Origin of the sequence: Arsukibacterium ikkense (assembly GCF_000987775.1) — a bacterium.
In the GTDB taxonomy this organism is placed as follows: Bacteria; Pseudomonadota; Gammaproteobacteria; order Enterobacterales; family Alteromonadaceae; genus Alishewanella; species Alishewanella ikkense.
Genome location: NZ_LAHO01000005.1, coordinates 127661 through 153828, shown reverse-complemented (window position 1 = coordinate 153828; position 26168 = coordinate 127661). Strand labels below are relative to the sequence as shown.

Below are 26168 nucleotides of genomic sequence, written 5' to 3'. Positions count from 1 at the left end.
CGCGACCTATTTATCCGCTATTATACAGAGAGAGACAAAGATGAGCCAAAAAGTTGTGGTTATTTATTCTGGCGGTATGGATTCATTTACCGTGCTACATAAAGCAGTAGCTGCCGGCCACGACGTTTATGCCTTATCTTTTAATTATGGTCAGCGTCATGTTAAAGAACTGATATGTGCAGCAAATGTGTGTAAAGAGCTGAATATCAAGCATAAAATCGTCGATATTTCGGCAATAAACCAGCTGATAAGTGGCTCGTCACTCACCAGTGACATCGACGTACCCGAAGGCCACTACGCAGCCGACAATATGAAATCGACCATAGTACCCAATCGCAATATGATTTTATTATCGCTGGCGGTAGGTTATGCCGATTCTATTGGCGCCCGGGCAGTGTATTACGGCGCACACTCTGGCGATCACTTTATCTATCCGGATTGCCGGCCTGAATTCGTGCAGAAAATGAATGATGTCTGCCAGATAGCCAACTATCAGCCGGTTGATATTGTCAGCCCTTATTTGTATCAAACCAAAATTGAAATTTTAGCTGACGGCCTGGCCATGGGGCTCGATTACAGCAAAACCTGGACCTGCTACAACGGCCGCGACAAAGCCTGCGGCAAATGTGGCTCCTGCCAGGAGCGCTTAGAAGCGTTTAATCTGAATAACACTGCCGATCCGCTTCCCTACGAATAACAGTCAGCTTAGATCCAGAACCTGTAGTTATAACATATAGAAAAAGCGGCCTTGTGGCCGCTTTTGTAGTCTCTATAATAGTGTAACTTTTTGATATAGCGGTGGCTTATGTTTGCTTTCTGGTTTGCGATTCCTTTTTGGCAACGGGTGTTGGGTGCATTAATTCTTGGGGTACTGGCTGGCGTCACGCTGGGCGAAACTGCTACCGTGTTTAAGCCTCTGGGTACTTTGTTTATTAATGCCATCCGCATGCTAGTGGTGCCACTGGTTTTTTTCGCCCTTATTACCAGTATCACCTCACTGGCCGACAACCAGAAAATGGGCCGGCTGGCTGGCAAAACCATAGGGCTGTTTTTATTCACCGCGCTTATCGCCAGCTTAATCGGCTTAACCGTTGGTAGCTTAATGAACTGGGGCGATGCGCTGCAACTAACCGCCGGCGAAGTGCGCGAGCGCACTATTCCACCGGTTGCTGATGTGATTACCGGTTTAATCCCCACCAACCCGGTCGCGGCGCTGGTAAATGGCAATGTGCTGCAGATTATTGTGTTTGCCAGCCTGGTGGGTATTGCCATTAACGTGGTGGGCGAAAAAGCCGAGCCGATGAAAAAAGTGGTGCATGCCGGTGCCGAAATTATGTATCAGATCACCCGCATGGTAATGCAACTCACCCCCTTTGGCGTATTTGGTTTAATGGCCTGGGCGGTTGGCAGTTTTGGTTTAGCCACCCTGCTGCCACTTAGCCAATTTATCATTGCTATTTATATTGCCTGCTTTATTCATATCATTGTGGTGTACGGCGGCCTGGTTAAACTGTTTGGCGGCATGGGTATGCGGCAGTTTTTCAAAGCCGTGTTACCCGCACAACTGGTTGCCTACAGCAGCGCCAGTAGCTATGGCACCCTACCCGTTACCCATAAAGTGGTTACCGAAGATTTAAAAGTGTCCCCCAGCTATGCCAGCTTTGTGCTGCCGCTCGGTGCCACTATTAATATGGACGGCTGCGGCGGCATTTTTCCGGCCATCGCCGCTATTTTTATTGCCCATATTTATGGTATTCCGCTGGATGCGCTGGATTATGTGCTTATTGCTGGCACGGCTACCCTGGCATCACTGGGCACTGCCGGCGTGCCAGGCACTGCAATGGTGATGTTAACTGTCACTTTAAGCGTGGTGGGCTTACCGCTGGAAGGTATCGCTTTTATTGCTGCGGTTGACCGCATTATCGATATGATGCGCACCGCCACCAATGTAACCGGCGATACCATGGTAGCGTTAATCGTTGGTCGGTCGGAGGGGCTGGTAAGCGACAACCCCGTTCTGGCTAATTAAAATAACGTTTTCAGTTACATCGGAAAAAGCCTTCATTTTGTCTAAACGCCATTGCAACCGAACAGCATATTACGTACAAGCGTTAATCAGACAAAAATGAAGGAATAACGATAATGAAAACCTACATACTCGGCTTTTTAGTCTGTAGCAGTGCTTTTGTAACTTTTCCCGCCTGCACTGCAGATACTGCGATACGCCAAAACGTCCAGACCGTGCAACGTGAAAGTGCCAGACTGAACCAATGGTTTGAAGATACATTCCGCCAACAACAACAGCAAAGCCCGATGCAGCTTAGCCGCGCCGGCAGCAAACAAGATTACGACAAGCTGGACGACTTCAGTGAACAGGCGCTGATCCAGCGGCAAATGTGGCTCGACACAGTGACCGCCCAGATGATCGCGGAGTTTAATCCAGAATTACTCGATACCGAAACCCGAACCTCTTATGATTTATGGCTGTATCAGCAGCAAATGGCAGAGCAAGGCCATAAATTCAGGCATGCTGACTATATTTTCAACCAAATGTTTTCGCTGCATGCCTCTTTACCGCAGTTTCTGATCAACAGCCATCGGGTTGAAACTGAGCAGGATATGTGGGATTACATCAGCCGGCTTAATCATCTTGGCAGAGCGATTAGCCAGTTGACCGAGCGGGCTGCGGCAAATGTCGAACATGGGGTAATTTATCCAGCCTTTGCACTGCAAGCTATTGCCGAACAAAGTAAAAGATTGCTCACTGGCCAGCCTTTTAATGACGGTGATGCGGCACCATTATGGCAGGACACGCTGAGCAAGATCACCGGTTTGCAGCAGCAGGCCCTGATTAACGACGTTCAAGCCGATGCATTAAAAAAAGCCGCGCAAAAGGCGCTTTTACAGCAGGTTGCACCGGCCTATCAGCAACTGATTAACTGGAGTAACGCCAGTATTGCTCTGGCTCCACCAATTAACAGCGGGATATGGCAACGGCCGAATGGCAAAGACTACTATGCCTACCAGTTAGCCTTTCATACCAGCACCAAGATGACAGCAGAGGCGATCCATCAGCTGGGTTTAACGGAAGTAAAACGTTTAACGGCCGAAATGGACCAGCTGAAACAACAGCTGAAATTTACCGGCTCTTTAGCTGATTTTTTCAATTTTATTCGCCAGGATCCCCGGTTTTTTTACCCGGATACCGACGAAGGCAGACAAGCCTATCTGGCTGATTCCAGATCTTATCTGGCAAAAATTGAACAAAAGCTACCTGACTATTTTGGTTTACTGCCCAGCGCTCCATTAGAGGTAAGGCGGGTTGAAGCCTACCGTGAGCAAGCCGGTGCCGCGCAGCACTATATGGCCGGCAGCCCTGATGGCTCAACACCTGGTGTTTATTATGCCCACCTGGCTGATATGGCTGCGATGCCCAAACCTGAAATGGAAGCTATTGCCTATCACGAGGGGCTGCCTGGTCATCACCTGCAAATATCGATAGCCCAGCAGCTGCTGCACTTACCCACTTTCAGACGGTCAGCCCGCTCTACGGTATACACCGAAGGCTGGGCACTCTATGCTGAATTTCTGGCTAAAGAAATGGGCGCCTACCAGGATCCCTACAATGAATTTGGCCGTTTGATGACAGAGATATGGCGTGCCGTGCGTCTTGTGGTCGATACCGGCTTACATGAAAAGCAGTGGACAGAGCAACAAGCAGTCGACTACTTCCGTCAGTACACCCCGATTAATGACAATGCCATTATTGCGGAAGTGCAGCGCTATCTGATGTTTCCAGGGCAGGCTACTGCCTTTAAAATTGGCATGAATGAAATACTGAGCATGCGCTCACAAGCTCAGGCGCATTTTAAAGACGAATTTGATATCGTTAAGTTTCATGACATTGTGCTGGGTGGCGCCGCGTTACCGCTACATTTGTTGCAGCAACGCATTGATAGCTGGATAGCAGCTGATCAGCGCCAAGCAGATTAGTTGCAAAAGGGCATTAGGCTAAATTGGCACTAATGCCCTGATGCGGCTATCAGAGGCTAAATAAACGTGAGTGCAGTTGTTTAACGACTCCAGGTGCATCGGCATCCTGCACTAAAAAGCACAGGTTATGCTTGGACGCACCATGGCAAATCAGCCGCATGTTAATCCGCTCCAGAGTTTGAAACAGCTCACCGGTAATGCCTTTGCTGCTGTGTAAATGATTACCAATCACTGCCACCAGGCTTAAGCCCTGCTCTACCACCACGTCACAAAAAGCCCGCAATTCCAGCAAAGCTGGTTCTACTGCATGGCTAAAGGCACTGGTCATGCCGCCTTCATCCAGGGTTAGCGCCACACTGATTTCGGAGGTGGTTACCAAATCGACTGAGATCTGGTGCCGGCTTAAAATATCGAACACCCGGGCTAAAAAGCCGGCAGCATGCAACATGTCGGGGCTTTTTACGGTGATCAGGGTTTGCGACTTACGCAGCGCAATAGCCCGATACGGTGGCCGTTGTTGTACTTCCTTGGCTATCCAGGTACCACCAGCTTGTGGTTCGCGGCTGGAACCCACAAACACCGCGATATTGCGCCGCATAGCCGGTATTAAGGTGGCAGGATGTAGCACCTTGGCTCCGAAGGTGGCCATTTCGGCCGCCTCATCAAAACTGATTTCAGCAATGCAGCGGGCCTGATCGGTTAAGCGTGGATCAGTGGTAAATATCCCGACGACATCGGTCCAGATTTGTACGGTGTCGGCCTGCAACGCTTCGGCCAGTAAGGCTGCACTGTAATCGGACCCGCCACGACCAAGCGTTGTAGTTTGCTCAAACTCGTCCTGGCCAATAAAGCCCTGAGTAACAATACGCTGCTCGGCTATTAATGGCTGCAAATGCACTTCGGCCAGCTCAGCTATTTGCTTAACCTGTGGCTCCGCCCGGCCAAAACGGCTGTCGGTGCGCATTACCCTTCGAATATCAAAACACTGCGCCTTAGCACCACGTTCGCTCAGCACCTGACTGAATAAGGCCGAACTTAAGCGCTCACCAAATGACTGAATAAGATCTTTATGAGCGCTGCTGTATACTGCACCGCCATTTTCAATCAGGGCTTTCAGTTCTGCCAGCAACAATTCAATCGCCTGCGCAACCTGCTCTGGCTGAGCCAGGTGGTTTAATACAGCCAGGGTAATTGCTTCAATACCGGCGTAAGCGTCGTAGCGCTCGGTTACATTAGTGGTTTTGGTAATTTCAACTAACAGATTGGTGACGCCAGAACTGGCACTGACCACCACTACGCGTATTGCGGCATTGGCCAGAATAATGTCGGCACAACGTGACATCGCCTCAAAATCAGCGACACTGGTGCCACCGAATTTTGCAATAATAAGATTGGACAAGGGTGTCTCTCCTTACGAATAAAATAAGCAGAGCATGGCTTTTGCTAATTGCAGCAAAACGGGAATGAAAACAGACCGTTGCTATCGATAACAAAGGCCAGAAGCTCTCCACCAAACAAACAGGTGACAGTCGGCAGGATTCAGCCTGCCCAACCGAAAGTACGCCTACTATATAGCGGACTTTCTCGGCGTTAATCCCCCTGACCTGCGCTGCGAAGTATAGCCTTCTGTCACAGGTTGCCTGGTTAACGCGCCTCTTCTGGTCTATCAGATATGATTGACGGCGGCCACTTTACCTTGGCAGCCGCCAGATAGCAATAGCCTTTTAGCCGTCTATCAGCTTGGCGCACGTCTACCGATTGTCATCGGTTATATTGCGCCGCATGATAACAGTAATATCTGAATGCCGCCTTAGTGATATGGCTAATAGTGCAACTAATTGTAATGGTTGTTAATATGCTTAATCAGCTCAATAAACGCATCCATGTCTTTTTCGTTTTGCGCATCACTGTGCCATTTATGATGAAAGCCCATGCTAAGTTGCACTTTGGCTGAGGCAAAATACACCTCATAACCATCAAAGCCCTGACTTACCGTTAAGCCATCCAGGCTAAAACCGGCACCGTGATCCGTGGTTACTGCCTTGCCATGTTTTTCCACTTTGGCATAGACATTTAATAATAATTTACCATCAAGTTCGTTTTTCATAATCAATCCATAGTTGCAGGCAATGTTAGCCCATAGCATAGCGGTTTAAGCCTCAGGTTTGATGCTATTACGCAATACAGGTATAGTACGGCTGTCTTAAAAGGAGAAAAATATGCAAAAGACTCTTATCGCTACCGCCCTGATATTCAGCTTAGGCGCCAGCGCCAATATTGTTCAGGACGCCCCTTTAGTGTCTATCGACAGCCATGATGCTTACTTCAACAACCTCAAAGCACTTTGCGGCAAAGCCTTTGCCGGTGAAATCGCCGTAAATAACCCACCTGCGCCAGGTTTTGAAGGTGCGTTAATTATGCACGTGCGCAAATGTACAGACACTCAGTTACAAATTCCGTTTCATGTTGGCGATAATCATTCCCGCACCTGGATTATCACCAAAACAGGTTCAGGTTTAACCTTAAAGCATGATCACCGCAACGCTGATGGCAGCCACGACGACCAAACCATGTATGGCGGTCAGACGCTGGACGCAGGCTGGGCAACCGCGCAGTCATTCCATGCGGATCAGTACTCCAAAGAACTGTTTACCAGCCGCGGTATCCCGCAGTCCAATACTAACATCTGGCAAATGTTTATCTACCCTGAAAAATTCAGCTACCGGTTGATCCGCGAAGGCCGTGAGTTCCGGGTTGATTTCGACCTGACCAAAGAAGTGGCGCTGCCATCTGTTCCCTGGGGCTACGCTGACTAAGCCTGCATTTAAGCCACAGCGAAAACCAAAATAACAAAACAATTAATAACAACCAAGTTTACATTGGAGCCACTATGGAAACATGTCAAAAGTTTTCAATTCTCTGCCTGACGTTAGCCAGTATGCTGACACTGGGCGCTTGCTCAAAACAGCCTGAAGTGTCAACCGAAGCCAGCCAGACAACCGAAGCAGGCTTGGCGCTGGTCGACACGGAATTTAACCCACGCTTAGGCGAATATATCAAAACCCTGTCTGCTGATGAATTTCAGGGCCGGGCGCCTGCTACCAAAGGCGAAGAGCTAACAGTGGCTTATCTGGAAGATAATTTTCGACGGATTGGCTTAAAGCCGATTGACGGCGACAGTTACAAGCAAGCCGTATCATTAGTACAAATCGACCCGAAACAAGTTACCGACATGCGCTTAAGCGGCGATAACCTGCCGGGAAGCTTTAAGTACCGTGATGAAATGATTGCCTGGACGACGCAGGTGACTGAACAGGTTAGCGTGGAAGAAAGCGAGATGGTGTTTGTCGGCTACGGTATTGTTGCGCCAGAGTACAACTGGAACGACTATGCAGGGCTGGATGTTAAAGGCAAAACAGTGGTGATGTTTGTCAACGATCCGGGCTATGCCACACAGGACCCTGAGCTATTTAATGGCAATGCCATGACCTACTACGGTCGCTGGACTTATAAATTTGAAGAGGCCGCCCGTCAGGGTGCTGCCATGGCGCTGATTATTCATGAAACTGCACCAGCCAGCTATGGCTGGGGAGTGGTAGCCCATGGATCGCCTATCAAATTTGATCTGGTGAATGAAGATAAAAACATGAGCCGTTCTAAAGTTGAGGGTTGGTTAACCACTGAGTCTGCAGAAAAGCTGTTCGCGAACATTGGCACCGACTTAGCCACTATGCATAAACAGGCACTGCAAGCTGATTTTGCGCCCGTGCCATTAAATGCTAAAGCCTCGGTATCGGTAAACAACAACCTCAGAGAGCTCACTTCCAGCAACGTAGTGGGTTTTATTGAAGGCAGCAAATACCCGGATGAATACGTGTTGTATATGGCGCACTGGGACCATCTTGGCATGGATTTTTCTAACCCGAGCAACAAAGTGTTTAATGGTGCCCAGGACAATGCCAGTGGCACTGGCGCTGTTATTGCCCTGGCCGAATATTTTGCCAAACAACCGCAGCCAGAGCGCTCGGTGGTATTTGTGCTGGTTACCGCTGAAGAGCGTGGTTTATTAGGCTCTGCCTGGTATGCCGCCAACCCGGTATTCCCGCTTGAAAAAACCGCAGCGGCAATCAATATGGACGTAATGAACATGTACGGCCCGATGAAAGATATGGTGATTGTTGGCCTGGGCAATACTGAGGTAGAACAAATTCTGGTGAAGTATACCGAACAGCAAGGTCGCTATGCGGTGCAGGAACCGAACCCTGAAGCCGGCATTGCCTATCGGTCAGATCACTTCAATATGTCGAAAAAAGGTGTGCCTATCCTGTATGCTAAAGGCGGTAATGACCACTATCAACACGGTGCTGAATGGGGCGCCGCGCAGCGCGCTGAATATAATAGCTGTTGCTACCACAAAGTGCAGGATGAATGGCGTGACGATTTCGACTTGCGTGGCGCCCAGCAAGACTTATTCCTGTACTTCCGGGTGGGTAACGAACTGGCGAACAGCCGGCAGTGGCCAAACTGGTATAATGGCAACGAATTTCGGGCCATTCGCGATGCGTCTGCCGAAGCACGCCAGTAATCTAATTTAATTAACTGCTATTCTGATAAGGGCGGCCGCAGGGCTGCCCTTTTTTAATTACTACAAATTACTGGTGAATACCGCGTTAGCAGGCTACCTTGCTAATTCAGAACTTATTCAGGTAGGTTTAACTACATTACTGTTTATTCTTACCAGTTAATGACTTACTGGTTGGTGCCTCAGGACACGCTATGCGACGTTTAGTAAAAGCACTGCTCATTTTTGTTATCGGTTTGCCGGTATTAGCTGCAGCTGGCTATTGGTATTTACAACAGCAAATCAGCCAGGCCGGAGTGCGTGATTTACAGCTGGATATTAGCCGGCTAACCATAAGCAGCGTGCAGTTGCGGCGGCTACAATTTAGCCTGCAGCAAAATGGCGTCAGGCATCAGATTGATCTGCAAGATGTTAATATCAGCTGGCAGTGGCCGCAACCGTTTAAACCCAAACTAAGCCGGCTGACGGTTGGCCCGGGGCAGATCTCGCTGGCCAGTGCTAGCCATACAACACCGCAAACTGACAACAAAGCCTTAAGCTTACCCAAGCAATGGCAATTGCCCGATTGGCTGCCACACTATATCAGCGTTACCGACACCGTTTTAAACCTGCCCTGCCCGGCAGGCCAATGCCAGCTGCAGCTAACTGGTCAGCTCAGCTATCGTAATAGCGACGAGGTAAACGCGGCAGCAGCCAATACCGGCCATCCCTACTGGCAGAGCAGACTTGTTATGACCAGTACAGCCGCAGCTGCGTTGCCAGAGACAGCCCCGTTAGTATTAGACGCCTATTATCAAGCCACACCGCAGCCCATGTTAAGGTTAACCCTGCAACAAGAGCAGCAATTTGGCTTAAGCTTAAAGCAACAGCTCAACCCCGGGCAAAACCTGGCGGAAACCGAATTGATGCTGGCCATCTCACCACCGTCGCCTGCCAACCAGGCCCTGTTGCAACAATGGGGGCTTAACTTGCCCGAAGCCTGGCTGGCGCAATTTCAACAACCAGTGCAGCTTTACAGCAAACTGAGCTGGCAGTTACCGGCAGACGGCGATCTTAGCAAGCTGCTAAGCAGCCATGATATTGCTGGTAAGCTGATTGCCCGCGCACCCGATCCATTTTATTTGCCGCAGCTGGGGCTACTAAAAGGCGAGTTTAGCGCTGAGCTAAGCCTGAAAAATCAGGTGGTCGAGCGTTGGCAGCTCAGTGCGAATGCGACACTGACTGAACCGGCATTAGCTGCAACCTTTGCTGAATATGGCCTTCAGCTGAACCCGGTGCAGCTTACAATCAGTTCAGAAGCCACAGCAGCTCTGGATCTGGCGGCGTTGCCATTACAATTGCAGTTAAGCAGCGAGGGCCCGAATGCCGTTACTCTGACCAGCGAGCTAAGTCTGAACTTAGCGGCCAGCCCCAGGCTTACTATCACCAGTGCAACATTAACCGCAGCCCTAGCCAGGCTGACGTTACCTGAGCACAATATTAACCTGCACCAACTGCAATTGCACACCGGGCTCAGCGGCCATTGGCAGGCTGATAACTGGCAGCTGAAACTACTGGATAATAGTCAGCTTAGTCTGGCCGTGCAGCATCCGCAGTTTACTATCAAATCGGCAGTTATCAAGCTGGCAGATACACAACTGCACCAGCGTGACACACTACAGCTAGCCAGTCAGATCAGCGCCACTATCCAAAATATGCAACATGCCTCCGGCAGTATTGAGCAGCTGGTCGTTAACGTTAGCGATTTGCAGCTACAACAGAGCGCAGCAACAGGTTTGCAATTAAGTAGCGCTATCGACGCCACTATTACAGGTTTACAGCAGGCAGCGGTTAAGCAGCAACACTGGCAATGGCAAGCCACAACTCAGTTGGCGCAGCAGGCCGACAATATTACGTTGGCATTACAGGGTAACCTGCATAATGACAGCGGCTTGCGCCTGGTGCATCAGCTAAACTGGCAGGATGCGACACTCAGCCTTAACTGGCAACTGGCCGATCTGTTTATGTTAGCCGGCAACCCGCTGGCCAGTAGCTTTAGCGACTGGCCAGCCCTGCTGGAATTAAACCGTGGCCGGCTTGGTGGCAGTGGCCAGCTAAACTGGCAGGCTGGCCAGTTAACGGGTAACAATCAGTTACAACTGCGCGATCTGGCCGGCATTTATGATCGCAGCTTATTTCAGGGCCTGTCTGCAGATCTGCAGCTGACGCTGCAAAGCGAGCTGTTTCAGCTGACAACAGCTAATCTGGTTATTAACCATATTAACCATGGCCTGGACGCGGGGCCACTGCAAATCGCCGCAGGCTATCAGTCAACATTTGAACTGCCTGAGCGCGGTGTACTGACATTAGAGCAACTGTCATTGCAGCTGATGGGCGGCACGCTAAGTACCACAGCAACGCAACTGGATTTTGCACAAAGCCAGAACCAGCTTACGCTGCAGCTTACGCACTTGGACATTGCTCAGTTACTGCAGCAGCATCCGAGCACTGATATCAAAGGCCAGGGTAAACTGTCCGGCACTATTCCTGTAACCCTTGGCCAGGCCGGAATAACTGTTGAAGCAGGACGGGTCGCCGCCGAAGCGCCTGGCGGTAAAATTCAGTACCGCTCTGCTCCAAGCAGCGGCATAGGTATCGCGAATCAAAGTATGCAAACGGTGTTCAGCGCACTGGAAGATTTTCATTTTTCCGTGCTGGCCAGCGAAGTAAGCTATGATACTTCCGGTAAATTATTGCTGGCATTGAACTTACAAGGGTTAAACCCAGCCTTACAGCAAGGACGTGCCATTAATCTGAATATCAATCTGGAAGAAGACTTGCCTGCCATGCTCACCAGCTTGCAATTAACTAATAAACTCAACGACACCATAACAAAACGGGTACAACAGTATATTCAACAAAAACAAGCGGCTGCGCCCGCTGCAGGAGAAAAGAAATGAAGGTAATACCGCTGGCTGCGCTGGCAGCTGTGCTGATGGTCTCAGCCTGTACCCCCAGGGTCGAGGTGGCCTTGCCCAACGAGCCGATTAACATCAATCTGAACGTCAAAATTCAGCATGAAATTTATATCCGGGTTGATAAACAGTTAGATGAGCTGTTTAGCGATGCCAGTGGCCTATTTTAAGGAGCGTGTGATGAACAAATTAACGCAAAAACTAACCATGCTGGGTTGCCTGGCAATGCTGGCTGTTAGTGTCCCAGCCTTAGCCATGACCTTACAACAAGCCATGCAGGCACTGCAACCGGCTAAAGAACAAGGGCTGGTAGGTGAGCAGGCCAACGGTTATCTGGCGCCGGTTACCGATTCGGCAGATGCGGCCGCTATCGTTAAACTGATCAACGACGCGCGACGCGCTGAATACACGCGTCTGGCCCGGGAAAACAATATTGGCGTAGCCGAAATTGAAGCCATCGCCGGCCAGAAAGCCATAGAACGCACTGCCAACGGCCACTTTATTTTGCTTGATGGTAAATGGATCCAGAAACGCTAACACAACGTTTATTCACTGTCAGTCTGCCTTTCAGGCAGACTGACGTTAGACTTTAGTCGCATCCCTATCCTTTAATGACTGATGTACTATGCTTATCGAGTCTTAGTATCTGGCCAGAGGGTGTTGAATGAATGCGATATTTTTGATGTTGATGGGCTTAGGCGCCATGGCGCTGGGCTACTTTGTCTACTCTAAGTTTATCTGCGAAAAAATCTTCAAAGTTGACCCGCACTTTCGCACTCCTGCGCATGAGATGCAGGACGGCATCGACTATGTTCCCACTAACAAATATATACTGTGGGGCCACCATTTTACCTCGGTAGCCGGTGCGGCACCGATAATCGGCCCGGCGATAGCAGTGATCTGGGGCTGGGTGCCGGCCTTTTTATGGGTGGTATTCGGTACTATTTTCTTTGCCGGGGTGCACGATGCCGGCGCTATCTGGGCCAGCGCCCGCAACAAAGCAAAATCTATTGGTTCGTTAACCGGCGATATCGTTGGCAACCGCGCCCGCAGTATCTTTATGATCGTGATTTTTCTGGTGCTGTTAATGGTGAACGCCGTGTTTGCGGTGGTAATTTCCGGCCAGCTGATTAATTTCCCCAGCGCTACCCTGCCGGTGTGGGGTGCCATTATCGTCGCACTGATTATTGGTCAGCTGATTTACCGCAAAATTATTGGCCTGTTACTGGTCACCATTATTGGTGTGGTGGCGCTTTACGCAATGATCTATGCCGGGCCGATGATCCCGCTGGCGCTGCCAGACAGTATTGCCGGTTTTAGTGCCCGCCAGAGCTGGATTGTTATTCTATTTGCTTATGCCGCCATTGCTTCCTTGTTACCGGTGTGGATGCTATTGCAGCCACGCGATTATATTAACGGTATTCAGCTGTTTATCGGTTTAATCCTGGTGTATGGCGCGGTACTTATTTCCGGCCCGGAAATCGTCGCACCGGCCTTTAACAATGAGTTGCCAGAAGGCACACCGTCGATGATCCCACTGCTGTTTGTCACCATTGCCTGTGGCGCCATTTCGGGCTTTCATGGTCTGGTGTCAAGTGGTACCACCTCAAAACAATTGGATAAAGAGCCTGACGTGCGCTTTGTTGGTTACTTTGGTGCCGTTGGCGAAGGTTCGCTGGCATTAGCTGCCATTATTGCCGCTACCGCCGGTTTTGCCTCTCTGGCCGACTGGCAGGCTATTTATCACAGTTTTGGCCAGGGTGGTGTTTCTGCCTTTATCAATGGCGGCGCCAATATTCTGCAGCAAGGTATCGGTCTGGATACCGTGCTGGCACAAACCTTATTAACCGTCATGGTAGTGCTGTTTGCCGGTACCACAATGGATACCGGCCTGCGCCTGCAACGCTATATCTTTCAGGAATGGGGCCATATTTACAATGTCGGCTGGATGCAAAAAGCGGCGCCGGCTACCTTTTTAGCCGTGGGCTCGTGTTTGTTGCTGGCCTTTGGCGCTGGTGGCGATGGTGCCGGTGGCATGCTGATTTGGCCATTATTCGGTACCACTAACCAGTTGCTGGCTGGCTTAACCTTGCTGGTTATTACCGTGATGCTGGTGAAAAAACGCCGGCCAATGTGGTACACCCTGGGGCCGTTAATTTTCCTGCTGGTAATGACTACCCTGGCTTTACTCACCCAATTAAAAAGCTTTTATGATAAGGGCGACTGGTTCTTATTTACCCTGGACTTAGTGGTGCTGGCGGCAGCCATTCTGGTATCGCTGGAATGCACGGCCACCCTGACTAAGCAAATTAAGGCCAATAAAGCCAGCCCGGCTACTGATCAGCCATGAAGCTGGATAAACTGAAGGCCTGGTTTCGCCAGGCCAGTTTTTATGCCGAAGAAGCCTACAACTCGCCCTATCGCAGTGCGATAGCCCGTGCCAAACGCGAGCAGGACGACTTATTTATGCTGTTGATCTTCTCAGAAATGATGGGGGTGCCCAACCCGGCCAGCTACTACACGCTGGAGTTGCAACCGCTGCTGATGGAGCGCTTTCATGCCTGGCATACCCGGATGGGTATGGAGCACTCACCATTGGATAATATTAAATGCTGTTAACAAATAAGCGCTTGCTGTTAGTTGGTGGCAAAGGTGGCGTAGGCAAAACCACCACCAGTTCAGCGCTGGCGCTGTTAGCCAGCATGCGCGGTAAAAAGGTATTGCTGGTGTCAACCGATCCGGCGCACAGCTTAAGCGATGCCTTTAACCGGCCGATTGGCGATACCATTACCCGCCTGGCAGACAACTTAGATGGCCTGGAGCTGGATCCGGATCGCGAAGTGGCGCAGCATTTAGCCAAAGTTACCGCCCAGCTAAAACGTTTTACCCGGCCTGAAATGTACAGTGAAATTGAGCGGCAAATGCGCTTAACCCGCCAATCACCAGGCGCGCAGGAAGCGGCGATGCTCGAGCGCATTGCCAATGTGATCGAGCTGGGTTTAAAAGACTACGATTTAGTGATTTTCGACACCGCCCCCACCGGCCACACCTTGCGGCTGTTAAGCCTGCCAGAAGCGATGGCAGCCTGGACTCAGGGCCTGCTGAATGCCAATAAACGCTCGGAGAAACTGGGCGAGGTACTGGGCCACTTAACCCCGAAAGCCGGCCGAGATGTCGACAACCCCTTAGCCGACCCAAGCGAGCACGCCACCTCGGGGATGGACGAGCGCAACAAAGCCATTACCGAAACCTTAATGGCGCGCCAGCGTTTATTACAACGCACCCGCGAGGTATTAACCAATGCTGATAGCAGTGCCCTGCTGTTTGTATTAACGCCGGAAAAACTGCCGATTCTGGAAACCGGCCGCGCCGTGCAAAGCCTGCAGCAGGAAAAACTGCCGCTGGCCGGTTTAGTGATAAACCGCATTTTACCCGACAGCGCCGATGGCGATTTTCTGGCAGCGCGCCGTAGCCAGGAAAAAGTGCACTTAGCCCAGATAGAGCAAGATTTTGCCAGCCTGCCCCACTACAAAGTACCGCTGCAAGCCACCGATATTCAGGGTCTGAGCGCATTGCAACATATGGCCTGGTTGCTGGAAAACGCCGGGCTATGATATTAACAGGTTCCCCAACAGGAACCTGTTACCTTCATACAAACAAAGCGTTGATTACAAAACAGCTTTCACATCCAGCCAGTTAACTGCAAACATCGGCTGTTCTCCTTTTACAATCAAGGTATGGCTGCCCTGCGGTACATCAACGATGATATTGTCGACGGTTTGCCAACCACGCTCTCCTGCAAGTTCCGGGTTAGCGATTCTTTTGTCATTCAGCCAAAGCTCAAATTTTTGCGTTTCTCCAGAGTGAAATACCCGGGCATCAAATTGAAACTTACCAGCCTTAGTCACCTGAAGGTGATAAACCGCCTTATTAGCGCCCAACGAAACAATAATTCTGTCATCTTCCGGCTCCAACCCTGAGTTTCTGACATCAGCGCCCACTGCCTGGCTAAATGCTTCCCCCTGAATTTTTACCGGTACAAGGTGGCTGACGAAAGTGCCACTATCAACCTTAGCACTGGCTACACTTTCTGACTTGCCATTTAACGCAGCGACAGAATAACGCGCGTTATAAGCTAACGCCGAGGGATCAACAAAAAATGGCGTTTTCACATCGTTTGCTAAAACCACTTCGGTATTGGTTAATGGTTCCTGACGGTAAACCCGGTATCCCGACACAAAATCCTCGACATTCTTATTCCAACTCAAGGTGAGCTGATTACTTTCGCTTTTAGTGACTTTTAAGCCGCGAGGTGCTTGAGGATAATCCGCAATGCTTTTATGCAGCGCCTGCACGTTAGCCTGAGCTATAGCCAGATTTTTCAAAAAGACTTTGTCACCTGTTTGCGAAGGCAAGGCTTTACCCCTGGTATCCAGCGCCAGGCGGAATCCTTCAAGCGCGCCAACCCAATCATTATCTGGCACAGCATGGCGCTGGCTAGAGCTAAAGGCTTTAAACTGCCAGGAGCCGCCGCGCACCACATAACGCTGGCAGTCTTTTTGGATCAGCGCACTGCCATCACGCGGCGCCCCCTGATAAGACTCCTGATAACAATCAGCCAGGTACTCGGCAACGTTACCAATTAAATCATGTACCCCAAATGGATTTGGCTTATAAATACCGACCGTAGAGGCAATAACTTCTTTATCATAGCAAGGCTGTGAGGATGAGCGCTTGCTGGCAAATAAATCCATAACATTGGCATAATCACAGGCTTGGTGGCTATCTTCTTCATCACCGAAAAAATAACGGGTGGTGGTTCCTGCTCTTACCGTGTATTCCCATTCAGCTTCAGTGGGCAGCCGGTAATGCTTTCCTGTTTCAGCGGATAACCATTTGGTATAATTAATCGCATCTGTCCTGGAGAGACACACCACCGGATGAAACTCGCTCAAAGCCTGACTGTTGTTATCCCAACTGCCATCTCGCTCGCCCTCACCATTGAGAAACCCTAAACTTTCATTAAGACGATGGGTGCACTGATTTGGCATGTTATAGCCAGTTGCGTCTATAAACTTTCTAAACTCGGCAATTGTCACATTGTATTTACCCATTTGAAACGCGGGTACAGCGACTTGACGTACCGGCTTTTCATTATCCGGACCATCCTCACTGCCCATAGCAAAAACACCGGCTGGAATACTCACCATGGGTGGCTTAATAAAACGTGTCTCAGCAGCGAAAGCGCTCGACGATGCCAATGTTATAGCTGCAATAACAACTGCCAGCGGTTGTAGTTGGATTTTATTTCTCATCTCTCATCTCTCATAAAAACACCTCGGTTGAATTTCAGGCACGATACGGATTTTCAACGGATGAAGTCTTATGAAAAATCTATTGTTTACTGCAATAGAAATATAATAGAAAAACCCTGGGGTAGCCCGGCCAATATTCATAATGGCCCGAACAACCATGAGCAGTCGTGCCTGCGGCCAACGCGGCCTTGCACACTATCTTGCTGCTAATGACAATATCCTTACGCAATGGGTTAACAATAAGCTAAAATGCAGGCAAAACACACCATCACCCGGGTTCAGCGAATAACACCATGCTTTATGCTTTTAAAGATTTCAAATTTGACAGTGACAGTTTGCTGTTAACCAAAAATGGCGAGCCACTTGAGGTCCGCCACAATGAACTCAAGCTATTAGCGTTATTGCTGGAACACTCAGCCAGGGTGCTAAGTAAAGAACATATTTTATCTTATGTATGGCAAGATAAAGTGGTTTCCGAACAGGTTGTTTTTCAAAATATCAGTCAGTTAAGAAGTATTTTTGGCGATGATGCGATTAAAACCTTCCCTAAACGAGGCTATCAATGGCAATTGAACACCGAAGCCATTTCGCCCCCTCAAACTGAAGTAACACTGACTCAGGCATCGAGCGAATCAACCCAAGCCGCAACGCCCGTTAAGCGACCGCTCTGGCTTTATGCGGTGTTAGCGAGTTTTGTTTTTGTCCTGATAACGGTTATTTATTGGCCGATTGACACTGATCAGCAAGGCATGGAGCCTGCTATCAAGCTAGCCTATATCCCTTTTGCTATGCCGCAAGAAAATACCGACTTTGGAGATTTCACCGCGATTACCCTGAATGACAATGCCCGGTTTAATGTCACCGCGTTAACCCATCTGACTAGCGAGCAATTTCAAATGTCAGCCGAGCTGGAATATCCACTGTTAGCAGAAGCGCATCCCTTTATTTTAACGGGTGAAGTTCGCGCCTATAAGCAGCAGCTTTACCTGGATTTTTTGTTAAAAGGCCCCTTTGCAGACTGGCAGGGGCAGCTATCGGCTGAGTCAGATAAAGCGCTTATAGATCAACTACTCACTCACTTACAGCAGCCTTTTATTTATGATCTGCTAAGCCAGCCACTCTCACCAGAACTTAAACAAGCCAAACTGTCGATTGCCCATCAACTGGCACCCGAAGATTTGATTGTGCTTGGCAGTTTGATCAGTGTTTATCGCGAAACCCGTGAGCACGAAAAAGCCATGGTGCTGGCGGATAAATTAGCCTCTATCGCATTATCGCAACACAATCCGCAGCAACTAGGCAATGCGTTGCTTTATCAAAGTGAAATTTTAACTGGCATGAAACTGTTCGATTTAAGTTCACAAAAGCTTGCTTTAGCCATTGAGCAGTTTGAAAAAATTGATGACTTGAAACGCCAGGCAGATGTCTGGCATGCCCAATCCTGGCTAGACGATCAAAACAATGATTACCCGGCAGTTAAAAGCAGTTTATTGAAATCTGCACTGCTGGCCTATAACGCTAACGATAAACCGCGCGAGTTGGATGCCCTTACTTATCTGTCGAAAATGGCTCTGGTACATCAATTAGAAGATGAAAAGTATCACTATTTACAGCAAGCGGAAAATAAGATGAAGGCGTACCAGCTACCCAGCTACCATTTTGCTATGGTGCCATTTCATTACGCGATTTTCGCGGCCAACCCCTCAGATAAAGAGCCGCACTTAAAGCAAGTGCTCGAGTTCACCACTTTAACGCCAGACCATTGGGCTGCGCAGTCAAGTCGGCAACAACTACTAAAGCATTACATCAATCAAAATCGGCTGACTGAAGCGCAAACCTTAGTCGATAGCCTCGCTTCAGACAATGCCCAGAACGCTTATCTTAAAACCTTACTGGCGCAAGCATTGCAGCAAACCGAGGCCATGATTCGTTATGGCACGCGGGCCTTCGAACAAGCGAAACTTTCGGGTAATCAATGGCTCAGCCTGGATGTGGCGCTACTGCTGTGCAACACGCCAAATATCCAGCTAAACCATGATTTCTATGCACAGTACATTATCGATAACGCCACCGCGAGCTGGCGTCAAAATAATCAAATGCAGTTAGTTGCGCTTAATCTTTAACTAATCATCTTAAACAAACAAGTTCCCCTAAAGGAAGCTGCTATCGTGACGGCCTTTGCTTTGTTGTTTATACAGGGGCAATGCGGGTTGGCGGTGGTGGCTGAGAAAGAAAGAGCATTGCAGATTCGCGAGGGCAATTGATTTGTGGTACAGTATTAAAAGGTAGTACCTTTTAATACTGGGGTGGCAAAATGGCAACATCAGTAAAACTTGACGACGATCTGAAAAGCCGTATCCAGCACCTAGCTGAAGTGCGACACCGTTCATCGCACTGGATCATGCGTGAAGCGATCCGTGACTATGTTGAACGTGAAGAAAAGCGAGAATCGTTTAAACAGGATGCGCTACGCGCCTGGGAGGGGTATCAGGAAAACGGGCTGCACCTGACGCTTGAAGAAGCTGACGCCTGGTTGGAGAAGCTTGAAGCGGGTGAAGATGCAGAGCTGCCTAAATGCCACGTCTGATTTGGTCGCCGCCAGCTCTCGCTGACGTACAGCGACTCTATCGATTCCTTGCTATGAAAGATGAAGACGCGGCCCGACGCGCCATCAAAACAATACGGGCAGGCGTGAAAATACTCGCACACCAGCCGGAGGCTGGGCGTCCTGTTGAAAATATAGATCCATTGTTTCGGGAATGGCTGATTGATTTCGGAGGTAGCGGCTATATCACCTTGTATCGCTTCGATGGCGAAACGGCAACCCTTCTCGCTGTGCGGCATCAAAAAGAGGCAGGCATAAACCCGTCCTTAACAAACAAGTTCCCCTAAAGGAACCTGTTATCTTGTTACAAACAAAGCGTTAGTTACAAAACAGCTTTCACATCCATCCAGTTAACCGCAAACATTGGCTGTTCTCCTTTCACGATCAAGGTATGGGTGCCCTGCGGTAAATCAACGATGATATTGTCGACAGTTTTCCAACCGCGTTCCCCTTCAAGCGTGGGGTTCGCGAATTTTTTACCATTCAGCCAAAGTTCAAATTTTTGCGTTTGCCCGGAGTGAAATACGCGGGCATCCAATTGAAACTTGCCAGCCGTAGTCACCTGAAGGTGATAAACCGCCTTGTTATCGCCCAATGAAGCAATGATCCTGTCATCTTCCGGCTCCAACACTGAGTTTCTGACATCGGCGCCAACAGCGTGACTAAATGCTTCCCCCTGAATTTTTGCTGGCAAAGCGTGCGGGGCCCCTACACCACTATCGACAATCTCATTGCTTTGACTTTCTGTTTCACCATTTAATGCAATAACAGAGTAACGTGCATTATGCGCTAACGGTGACTCATCAATAAAATTAGGGCTCTTAATGACCTTTGAAATAAGTACTTTTTGGTTTGTTAGCGGATCTTGTCGATAAACCTGATAGCCGGTTAAAAATGTCTCAGTGTTTGCTTGCCAGCTTAACTTAACGCTATCTCGGTTGGCCGCAACAACTTTTAGATCTTGCGGTTTGTTTGGATAAGCCGGATTTTTTTTATGCTGAGCTTTGACTTTCGCCTGCGCAACAGCCAGATTTTTGACGAATTCTTTACTACCGCTCTGTGCTGGCAGCTCTTTGCCGCCGGTATCAAGAACTAACCTGAAACCTTCTAACGCACCCAAGAAATCATTAGGTATACGGCTACGTTGGCTTGAATACCAAGGAAACCAGTGCCAACTTCCGCCACGAACAACAAAAGCGTCACAGTTTTCTTGGGTTACCATACTGCCATCCAGAGGTGCATTTTCATAGCTATCAACATAACAGTCGGCCAAGTATTCCATTACGTTACCGGTTAAGTCGTAGACGCCGAACTGGTTGGGTTGGTAGAGCCCAACCACTGCTAAAGTGGCTTCATTATCGCTGCACTGCTCAATATCCCGAACGTTCGCTCCTGGGAATAGTGTTTTAGACTTATCCGCAGCATACCAGTCGGAGATATTGGCGTATTTACACGCTTTTGAAGCCTGACTAGCGTCACCCCAAAAAAATCGGGAGCTCGTGCCTGCTCGTGAGCTATATTCCCATTCCGCCTCTGTAGGCAGCCGATATTTTTTGCCAGTTTGTTCGGAAAGCCAAATTGCGTAATCCACTGCAGCTTGTCTGGTCAAACAAACCACCGGATGGTAATCACTAAAGTTATAAATATTGTTATCCCAGCTACCCCGCTCTTGCAAGCCGGTTAATACATGCTGATAGCAATTGTCTGGCATTTCATAGTTAGTCGCTGCAATAAACTTTCTAAACTCAGCGACTGTCACCTCATATTTACCCATTTGAAAAGCGGGCACTGAGACTTGACGTACTGGCTTTTCATCCTCGCTACCATCCTCACTGCCCATAGAAAAAACGCCGGCAGGAATACTCACCATGGGTGGTTCTATAAAGCCACCCTTACCAGCGAAAGCGGTCGTCGATACCAATGCCATACCAGCTAGAACAAAAGCCAGCGGTTGTAGTTTGATTTTCTTTCTCATCTTATTTTTCATAAAAGTGCCTCGGTTGAATTTCAGGCAGGATACGGAGGTTCAACGGATGAAATCTTAGGAAAAATCTAGTTTTTAGCGAAATAGCTAAAAAATAGAAAAATCCTAGAAAAAATATTGTCGAAGCTGGCAGTAGAGAATTGGTCAGATCATCGCTAGCGCTGCAGACGTAATACTGTCCACATTGATACCAAGTTGATTAAGTTATTTCCCATTTAGCGAGAGTTAATGGGCCAATAAGCAAGGCATTGATTGAAGAGGATGCCTTGCTTAAATGACTTTAAATTCCCCTTCGAAAACGAGCTACACTTTCTCCAGTACAATATCATACTGATAACGATTGCTTGCTCCTTGTCGCTTAGCCGTTATCGCCTGTTGCTGCGCCTTAGACTTGCGCTTAAACAAGCCATCTTGGTCATTCAACGGCTGATCTGGAAAGTACATTTGTGTTATCAGCTCCACGTATCCCAACTTACTCACCATTAAATGAATATGTGGCGTTCTTGGATTGCTAGAACCAAGTGGATAAGCACCCGGCATGACGGTTTTGAACTTAAACCGTCCGTCTTTACCACTTTGAAAAATCGCCCAGCCTTGAAAGTATTCATCAACAGGCGCGTCGCTAGAATCGTGGGGGTGATGATATTTACCAAAGCTATTGGCCTGCCATAGATCGATGGTGGCATCTTCGATGGGGTTGAGATCAGTATCAAACACTTGCCCGCTGATCTCGATAATCTCGCCCTTGGCGACACCAGATTTACCTTGTATCTGGGTGAGATCAAAATCCTTATCTTTTTGCGGTGTTATCGGATAAAAAGGGCCTTTAGCGTCAGTAGGTGTCACCATTTTCGCGTGTAGGCCAGTAGAAACTATGGCAGATGCGGATGCAATTGCCATATTGGTTAGAAATTTACGACGGTTGATTTTTGTCATTAAAGAATTCCTTTAGTTTTCAGTGAGATTATCAATACAATTTGATGTTGAATCAAAGCCAGCGGTTTGAGTTTGATCTTATTCCTCATCTAATTTCTAATAACAATGCCTCGGTTGAACTTCAGGCAGGGTACGAAGTTGCAACGGCTGAAATCTTAGAAAAAATCTAGTTTTTAGCTAAATTGCAAGAAAATAGAAAAATCCTAGAAAACCAAAGATCACGAGTGGAGTTGATGACAACACACCAGCAGTCGGTCATGGCATATTGGGCAACGTATCGCGTGCAGGCTGGTTCATGCAGACAAGGCTCTGCTTTTTTTATTGAGACGGGTAAGTTAAGATTGGAAACAAATCATTTACCCGACAAGTTCACTTAAAAATAATGCGTTATCGATTTAAAGAGTTTGAATTCGACAGTACGAGTTTGCGGCTGACGCAAAATGGCAATACTTTGGCAATTCGTCACAACGAGGCCAAAGTTTTAGCGCTGTTGCTTGAGCGCTCAGATAACGTAGTAAGCAAAGCCGATATTTTGTGCCATATCTGGCAAAACAAAGTGGTGTCGGAACAAGCGGTTTTTCAAAACATCAGTCACCTGAGAAACCTTTTTGGTAATGATGCCATCAAAACCCTGTCCAAACGTGGCTACCAGTGGCAACTGACAACTGAACTCGCTGCCGAGGACAATCCGCCGACAGCGGATGCACGCCACTTTCCATTACCATCGCCACCACCTTCGACTGCCGCCGCTCGCGTTAAAAAACCGGCTTATTGGGGCTACGCAGTGTTAGCGAGCATGGTTTTGCTTTTGCTCAGCGTTATCTATATGCCCGCAGCGCCCGACAAGGGCACTACCCATTCGGCGCTAAACATCGCTTATATTCCAATAACCGCTCCCCAAGGCGCACCGGGCCTGACGCTGCATGATAATGCTGACTTTGCTTTCACGCCCTTAACTCAGCTGAATACTGACCAGTTTGAGATGTCCGCAGAGCTTGAATATCCCGCCTTGCAAAGCGCCCATCCCTTTGTGTTAACCGGCCACCTGCGTAGCCACCAGCAACAGATGTATTTAGATTTCTTACTGAAAGGTCCTGCTGCCGATTGGCAGGGGCAACTGACCGCCTCATCAACAGACGAGCTGCTCCAGCGGCTGCTGCAACATTTAAAGCAACCTTTTCTCTATCAGTTTTTAAGCCAACCGCAAGCATCCGGGCTAAAGCAAGCCAACTTGTCGATAGCCCATCAGCAACAGCCGGACGATCTTATTATTCTGGGTCAACTAGTTAGCGCTTATATTGAACAGGGCGAACTTGACAGGGCCATGGTGATGGCTGAAAAATTAGAAAGCAGCGCCCAAAGCCAACACAACGCGCAACAACTCGGTAATGCCCTGCTTTACCAGAGCAGAATTTTAACCCGTAAAGATTTGTTTGAATTAAGTGCCCGCAAATTGCGCTTAGCTATCGGGCAGTTCGAAGCCATCAACGATTTAAAACGCCAGGCAGATGCCTGGCACGCGCAATCATGGCTCGACTTTATAAACAACGATTATCTGGCAGTGAAAGCCAGTCTGTTAAAATCTGCGCAACTAGCTGATGATGCTAAGGATAAAACACGGCAGTTAGATGCACTGACTTATCTGTCAGTTTTGGCCAGTAAGTTTGGCCAGCAACAGGATAAATATCATTATTTACATCAGGCAGAAGCTAAGATGAATGAGTACCAGCTCCCTATCTATCATTTTGCCAAGGTGCCATTTCATTACGCGATTTTTGCGGCCACCCCCTCAGATAAAGAGCCGCATTTAAAACAGGTACTTGAGTTTACCGCTTTAACGCCAGACCATTGGGTGGCGCAGTCAAGCAGGCAACAACTGCTGCAGCATTACATCAGTCAAAATCGGTTGACTGAAGCGCAAAGCTTAGTCGATAGCCTCGCTTCAGATAATGCCGAGAACTCTTATCTTAAAACCATACTGGCGCAAGCGATGCAACAAACCGAGGCAATGATTCTTTATGGCAGGCGCACCTTCGAACAGGCCCATCTCGCTGGCAATAAGTACATTAGTCTGGATGTCGCGTTACTGTTATGCGGTAGCCAGGATGCGCGAGTTAGCTGTGATTTTTATTCGCAGTACATTGACAACAATGCCACAGCCAACTGGCGACGCCACAATGAATTAATGTTGGCTGCGCTTAATCTTTAAGCCTTTTAGCGCCGAAGTATTCTTTTAACAACAGGATGTAGAAACGCCTATGACAGCACCTTATGCCCTGCCCGCGCTGCTGCTAACCGCGCTACTGGTCTGGCTGAACAGTAGTTCAGCCATTGCCAGTGCCAACGACTTGAAAAACCAGCTACTGGATAGTTACTTACAGCGTTGTTTGCAAGTGCTGCACTCTAAAGGCTATAGCCTGGATGACATTAAAGCGGAATGTAGCTGTGAGCTGGATTATATCGACCAGCACTTTGCACTTTTTACTCAGATGCTGGAGGGCAGCACCGCCGACAACCAGCAGCAAATAAACCACTTTAAACAGCAACTGCTGCAATGCAAAGTACAAGCCGATACCGTTGCTGCACCACTAAGCCCACAAAATACTCAGTACAATTAATCCTATTACCGCAGATATAAATAGCAGGTTATACACTGAGCTGGTTAGCCAGAACTTTAACAGCGTTTTGCCCCAGCGTTGCCGGTAGTAGAATTTCTGACACAGCAGCAAATAAAGCGGGATCCAACATAGCACCGCAGTTTCTAACCACCCCACTACAGTCGCCAGCCAGCTCCAGCTGATACTTTGCCGCAGTAGCCCCAGCGCTAAATACAGCACCGAAAACTGTAAAATAAAACTGTGGCTATGCAGCGCAACAATCAAATGTTCCATGTAATAACGATCAGAGCGGACATACAGCAGCTTTAGCAGCAAGGCAAACAGCGGCAGCAGTAAAAACATCATCTGCGGTGCCAAACTGAAAAATTTATTGACCGCGAGTTTAGGGTTGGCAACCACGGCAGCAAACCGCTCATTTAGCCGCTGCTGGGCCTGTTCTGAGATAAACGGCAACGCCAGTGTATGCTGACTGTGCTCATCGTTAATATATATCGGCACCGCGCTGTTGTTGGGTAACCCGGGTACTTGTTGTAACTCTGTCTGGGTTTGTTTTAATAGCTCAGCCAGGGTGATGTCTGCACCATCCTTCGTCTCCAGTACAATTAACTCTGGATCACTGGCCACAGCGCTAACTTCGATAGCTTGTTGCGGCATCAGTTTTGCGAAAATTAAAAAAGCGATAATGGACGTAAATAAATACAACCGCAGTGGCGGTACATAAGGCACCCGATGACCACTGACATAACGCCGGCTTAAAAAGCCCGGTCGAAACCATAACGGTATTAAGGTACGCCAAAGCCGGGTGTCCCAGTTGCTGAACTCACCGAAGAACTCAGTTACCACCCCACTAACATTACGGATATAACTTTTCTTTTCCTGACCACAATGATGACAAAACTCACCATGCAGTACGCTGTTACAGTTATCACAATACCGCTGTGCCGACATTTCCATCTTCGACTCATACTATGTTGGTTAATCGCAAGGTCGATTCTACGTTAAGCAGTTGTTTTAGCAACAGATGTCCGCGGCTTTATCGCGGACACTTTTACTGTCCGCGGACAGCAGCACGCCTCGTCATCAACAATTAATATTGTTATATATCAACAACCTAAATATTGGCACTAAAGCTGCTAAATGCCTTTAACGACAATATTCTGTTATTAATCAGCAAAGCGAAC

The 26168-nt window shown here is 48.6% G+C and carries 22 protein-coding genes and 1 riboswitch; of the genes, 16 read left to right on the top strand and 6 right to left on the bottom strand.

Annotated features, from left to right (window positions below; all coding sequences use genetic code 11):
* Nucleotides 1-40 precede the first annotated feature (40 nt).
* The 3 genes from queC (at nt 41) to WG68_RS07230 (ending at nt 3993) form a co-directional block, all read left to right on the top strand.
* Entirely contained in the window at nt 41-697 is a 657-nt protein-coding gene (gene queC / locus WG68_RS07240; protein WP_046556999.1) for a 7-cyano-7-deazaguanine synthase QueC, read from the top strand.
* 108 nt (nt 698-805) lie between these two features.
* Nucleotides 806-2029: a dicarboxylate/amino acid:cation symporter gene (locus WG68_RS07235; protein ID WP_046556998.1), complete on the top strand. Its 1224-nt coding sequence runs from the start codon at nt 806-808 to the stop codon at nt 2027-2029.
* A 113-nt stretch (nt 2030-2142) separates the two neighbouring features.
* Complete coding sequence (locus WG68_RS07230; RefSeq protein WP_046556997.1) at nt 2143-3993, top strand: DUF885 domain-containing protein; 1851 nt, start codon at nt 2143-2145, stop codon at nt 3991-3993.
* Between the two features lie 49 nt (nt 3994-4042).
* Here WG68_RS07230 and lysC read toward each other — a convergent pair whose 3' ends face one another.
* Nucleotides 4043-5392 carry a lysine-sensitive aspartokinase 3 gene (gene lysC / locus WG68_RS07225; RefSeq protein ID WP_046556996.1) on the bottom strand — a complete coding sequence of 450 codons (1350 nt, stop codon included), beginning with the start codon at nt 5390-5392 and terminating at the stop codon, nt 4043-4045.
* A 93-nt stretch (nt 5393-5485) separates the two neighbouring features.
* A riboswitch (Lysine riboswitch) is annotated at nt 5486-5659 on the bottom strand.
* A gap of 168 nt (nt 5660-5827) precedes the next feature.
* A complete protein-coding gene (locus tag WG68_RS07220; RefSeq protein WP_046556995.1) occupies nt 5828-6100 on the bottom strand; it encodes a DUF3081 family protein in 273 nt (90 codons plus the stop codon).
* A gap of 112 nt (nt 6101-6212) precedes the next feature.
* On the opposite strand from WG68_RS07220, the gene WG68_RS07215 reads away from it, so the two are divergent.
* The 8 genes from WG68_RS07215 (at nt 6213) to WG68_RS07180 (ending at nt 15143) form a co-directional block, all read left to right on the top strand.
* Nucleotides 6213-6809, top strand: coding sequence for a hypothetical protein (locus WG68_RS07215; protein WP_046556994.1), 597 nt, complete (start codon nt 6213-6215; stop codon nt 6807-6809).
* Nucleotides 6810-6883: 74 nt separating this feature from the next.
* A complete protein-coding gene (locus WG68_RS07210) occupies nt 6884-8578 on the top strand; it encodes a M28 family metallopeptidase (protein WP_046556993.1) in 1695 nt (564 codons plus the stop codon).
* 191 nt (nt 8579-8769) lie between these two features.
* Nucleotides 8770-11514: an intermembrane phospholipid transport protein YdbH family protein gene (locus WG68_RS07205; RefSeq protein WP_046556992.1), complete on the top strand. Its 2745-nt coding sequence runs from the start codon at nt 8770-8772 to the stop codon at nt 11512-11514.
* Nucleotides 11511-11699, top strand: coding sequence for a YnbE family lipoprotein (locus tag WG68_RS07200; RefSeq protein ID WP_046556991.1), 189 nt, complete (start codon nt 11511-11513; stop codon nt 11697-11699). Before WG68_RS07205 ends, WG68_RS07200 begins: the two co-directional genes overlap by 4 nt.
* Before the next feature lie 10 nt (nt 11700-11709).
* Nucleotides 11710-12066: a YdbL family protein gene (locus WG68_RS07195; RefSeq protein ID WP_046556990.1), complete on the top strand. Its 357-nt coding sequence runs from the start codon at nt 11710-11712 to the stop codon at nt 12064-12066.
* Nucleotides 12067-12193: 127 nt separating this feature from the next.
* On the top strand, nt 12194-13879 hold the full coding sequence (locus tag WG68_RS07190; protein WP_046556989.1) for a carbon starvation CstA family protein: 1686 nt from the start codon (nt 12194-12196) through the stop codon (nt 13877-13879).
* Nucleotides 13876-14148, top strand: a complete 273-nt coding sequence (locus WG68_RS07185; protein WP_046556988.1) for a cory-CC-star protein — start codon at nt 13876-13878, stop codon at nt 14146-14148. Before WG68_RS07190 ends, WG68_RS07185 begins: the two co-directional genes overlap by 4 nt.
* The gene (locus tag WG68_RS07180) at nt 14139-15143 is read left to right on the top strand and encodes an ArsA family ATPase (RefSeq protein ID WP_046556987.1); all 1005 of its coding nucleotides are present in this window, start codon (nt 14139-14141) and stop codon (nt 15141-15143) included. Before WG68_RS07185 ends, WG68_RS07180 begins: the two co-directional genes overlap by 10 nt.
* Before the next feature lie 54 nt (nt 15144-15197).
* Here WG68_RS07180 and WG68_RS19050 read toward each other — a convergent pair whose 3' ends face one another.
* Nucleotides 15198-16844: an SUMF1/EgtB/PvdO family nonheme iron enzyme gene (locus WG68_RS19050; protein ID WP_052748998.1), complete on the bottom strand. Its 1647-nt coding sequence runs from the start codon at nt 16842-16844 to the stop codon at nt 15198-15200.
* 293 nt (nt 16845-17137) lie between these two features.
* On the opposite strand from WG68_RS19050, the gene WG68_RS07170 reads away from it, so the two are divergent.
* The 3 genes from WG68_RS07170 to WG68_RS07160 all read left to right on the top strand — a co-directional run bounded on the left by WG68_RS07170 (nt 17138) and on the right by WG68_RS07160 (nt 19736).
* Nucleotides 17138-18967, top strand: a complete 1830-nt coding sequence (locus WG68_RS07170) for a winged helix-turn-helix domain-containing protein (RefSeq protein WP_046556986.1) — start codon at nt 17138-17140, stop codon at nt 18965-18967.
* Nucleotides 18968-19158: 191 nt separating this feature from the next.
* On the top strand, nt 19159-19431 hold the full coding sequence (locus WG68_RS07165) for a CopG family ribbon-helix-helix protein (protein ID WP_046556985.1): 273 nt from the start codon (nt 19159-19161) through the stop codon (nt 19429-19431).
* Nucleotides 19419-19736, top strand: a complete 318-nt coding sequence (locus tag WG68_RS07160; protein WP_046556984.1) for a type II toxin-antitoxin system RelE/ParE family toxin — start codon at nt 19419-19421, stop codon at nt 19734-19736. The genes WG68_RS07165 and WG68_RS07160 overlap by 13 nt, the downstream gene beginning before the upstream one ends.
* Nucleotides 19737-19771: 35 nt before the next feature.
* On the opposite strand, the gene WG68_RS19045 is transcribed toward WG68_RS07160, so the two are convergent.
* A complete protein-coding gene (locus tag WG68_RS19045; RefSeq protein WP_052748997.1) occupies nt 19772-21436 on the bottom strand; it encodes an SUMF1/EgtB/PvdO family nonheme iron enzyme in 1665 nt (554 codons plus the stop codon).
* A 300-nt stretch (nt 21437-21736) separates the two neighbouring features.
* Nucleotides 21737-22369 carry a dioxygenase family protein gene (locus WG68_RS07150; RefSeq protein WP_052748996.1) on the bottom strand — a complete coding sequence of 211 codons (633 nt, stop codon included), beginning with the start codon at nt 22367-22369 and terminating at the stop codon, nt 21737-21739.
* A 382-nt stretch (nt 22370-22751) separates the two neighbouring features.
* Here WG68_RS07150 and WG68_RS07145 point away from each other — a divergent pair, with 382 nt between their 5' ends.
* Together WG68_RS07145 and WG68_RS07140 are read left to right on the top strand one after the other, a co-directional pair.
* A complete protein-coding gene (locus WG68_RS07145) occupies nt 22752-24578 on the top strand; it encodes a transcriptional regulator (protein WP_046556983.1) in 1827 nt (608 codons plus the stop codon).
* A 49-nt stretch (nt 24579-24627) separates the two neighbouring features.
* Nucleotides 24628-24987 (top strand): hypothetical protein, encoded by a 360-nt coding sequence (locus tag WG68_RS07140; RefSeq protein WP_046556982.1) that lies wholly within the window; start codon nt 24628-24630, stop codon nt 24985-24987.
* Here WG68_RS07140 and WG68_RS07135 read toward each other — a convergent pair.
* Nucleotides 24958-25941 (bottom strand): DUF3667 domain-containing protein, encoded by a 984-nt coding sequence (locus WG68_RS07135; protein WP_152663051.1) that lies wholly within the window; start codon nt 25939-25941, stop codon nt 24958-24960. The genes WG68_RS07140 and WG68_RS07135 overlap by 30 nt on opposite strands.
* Between the last annotated feature and the right edge of the window lie 227 nt (nt 25942-26168).

Coding starts and splice junctions, on each gene's coding strand:
- WG68_RS07145 (WP_046556983.1), top strand. CDS start 22,752: ATGCGTTATCGATTTAAAGAGTTTGAATTCGACAGTACGAGTTTGCGG.
- WG68_RS19045 (WP_052748997.1), bottom strand. CDS start 21,436: ATGAAAAATAAGATGAGAAAGAAAATCAAACTACAACCGCTGGCTTTT.
- WG68_RS07140 (WP_046556982.1), top strand. CDS start 24,628: ATGACAGCACCTTATGCCCTGCCCGCGCTGCTGCTAACCGCGCTACTG.
- WG68_RS07135 (WP_152663051.1), bottom strand. CDS start 25,941: ATGGAAATGTCGGCACAGCGGTATTGTGATAACTGTAACAGCGTACTG.
- WG68_RS07160 (WP_046556984.1), top strand. CDS start 19,419: ATGCCACGTCTGATTTGGTCGCCGCCAGCTCTCGCTGACGTACAGCGA.
- WG68_RS07185 (WP_046556988.1), top strand. CDS start 13,876: ATGAAGCTGGATAAACTGAAGGCCTGGTTTCGCCAGGCCAGTTTTTAT.
- WG68_RS07165 (WP_046556985.1), top strand. CDS start 19,159: ATGGCAACATCAGTAAAACTTGACGACGATCTGAAAAGCCGTATCCAG.
- WG68_RS07220 (WP_046556995.1), bottom strand. CDS start 6,100: ATGAAAAACGAACTTGATGGTAAATTATTATTAAATGTCTATGCCAAA.
- WG68_RS07205 (WP_046556992.1), top strand. CDS start 8,770: ATGCGACGTTTAGTAAAAGCACTGCTCATTTTTGTTATCGGTTTGCCG.
- WG68_RS07190 (WP_046556989.1), top strand. CDS start 12,194: ATGAATGCGATATTTTTGATGTTGATGGGCTTAGGCGCCATGGCGCTG.
- WG68_RS07150 (WP_052748996.1), bottom strand. CDS start 22,369: ATGACAAAAATCAACCGTCGTAAATTTCTAACCAATATGGCAATTGCA.
- WG68_RS07180 (WP_046556987.1), top strand. CDS start 14,139: ATGCTGTTAACAAATAAGCGCTTGCTGTTAGTTGGTGGCAAAGGTGGC.
- WG68_RS07235 (WP_046556998.1), top strand. CDS start 806: ATGTTTGCTTTCTGGTTTGCGATTCCTTTTTGGCAACGGGTGTTGGGT.
- WG68_RS07195 (WP_046556990.1), top strand. CDS start 11,710: ATGAACAAATTAACGCAAAAACTAACCATGCTGGGTTGCCTGGCAATG.
- queC (WP_046556999.1), top strand. CDS start 41: ATGAGCCAAAAAGTTGTGGTTATTTATTCTGGCGGTATGGATTCATTT.
- WG68_RS07230 (WP_046556997.1), top strand. CDS start 2,143: ATGAAAACCTACATACTCGGCTTTTTAGTCTGTAGCAGTGCTTTTGTA.
- WG68_RS19050 (WP_052748998.1), bottom strand. CDS start 16,844: ATGAGAAATAAAATCCAACTACAACCGCTGGCAGTTGTTATTGCAGCT.
- WG68_RS07170 (WP_046556986.1), top strand. CDS start 17,138: ATGCTTTATGCTTTTAAAGATTTCAAATTTGACAGTGACAGTTTGCTG.
- WG68_RS07200 (WP_046556991.1), top strand. CDS start 11,511: ATGAAGGTAATACCGCTGGCTGCGCTGGCAGCTGTGCTGATGGTCTCA.
- WG68_RS07210 (WP_046556993.1), top strand. CDS start 6,884: ATGGAAACATGTCAAAAGTTTTCAATTCTCTGCCTGACGTTAGCCAGT.
- WG68_RS07215 (WP_046556994.1), top strand. CDS start 6,213: ATGCAAAAGACTCTTATCGCTACCGCCCTGATATTCAGCTTAGGCGCC.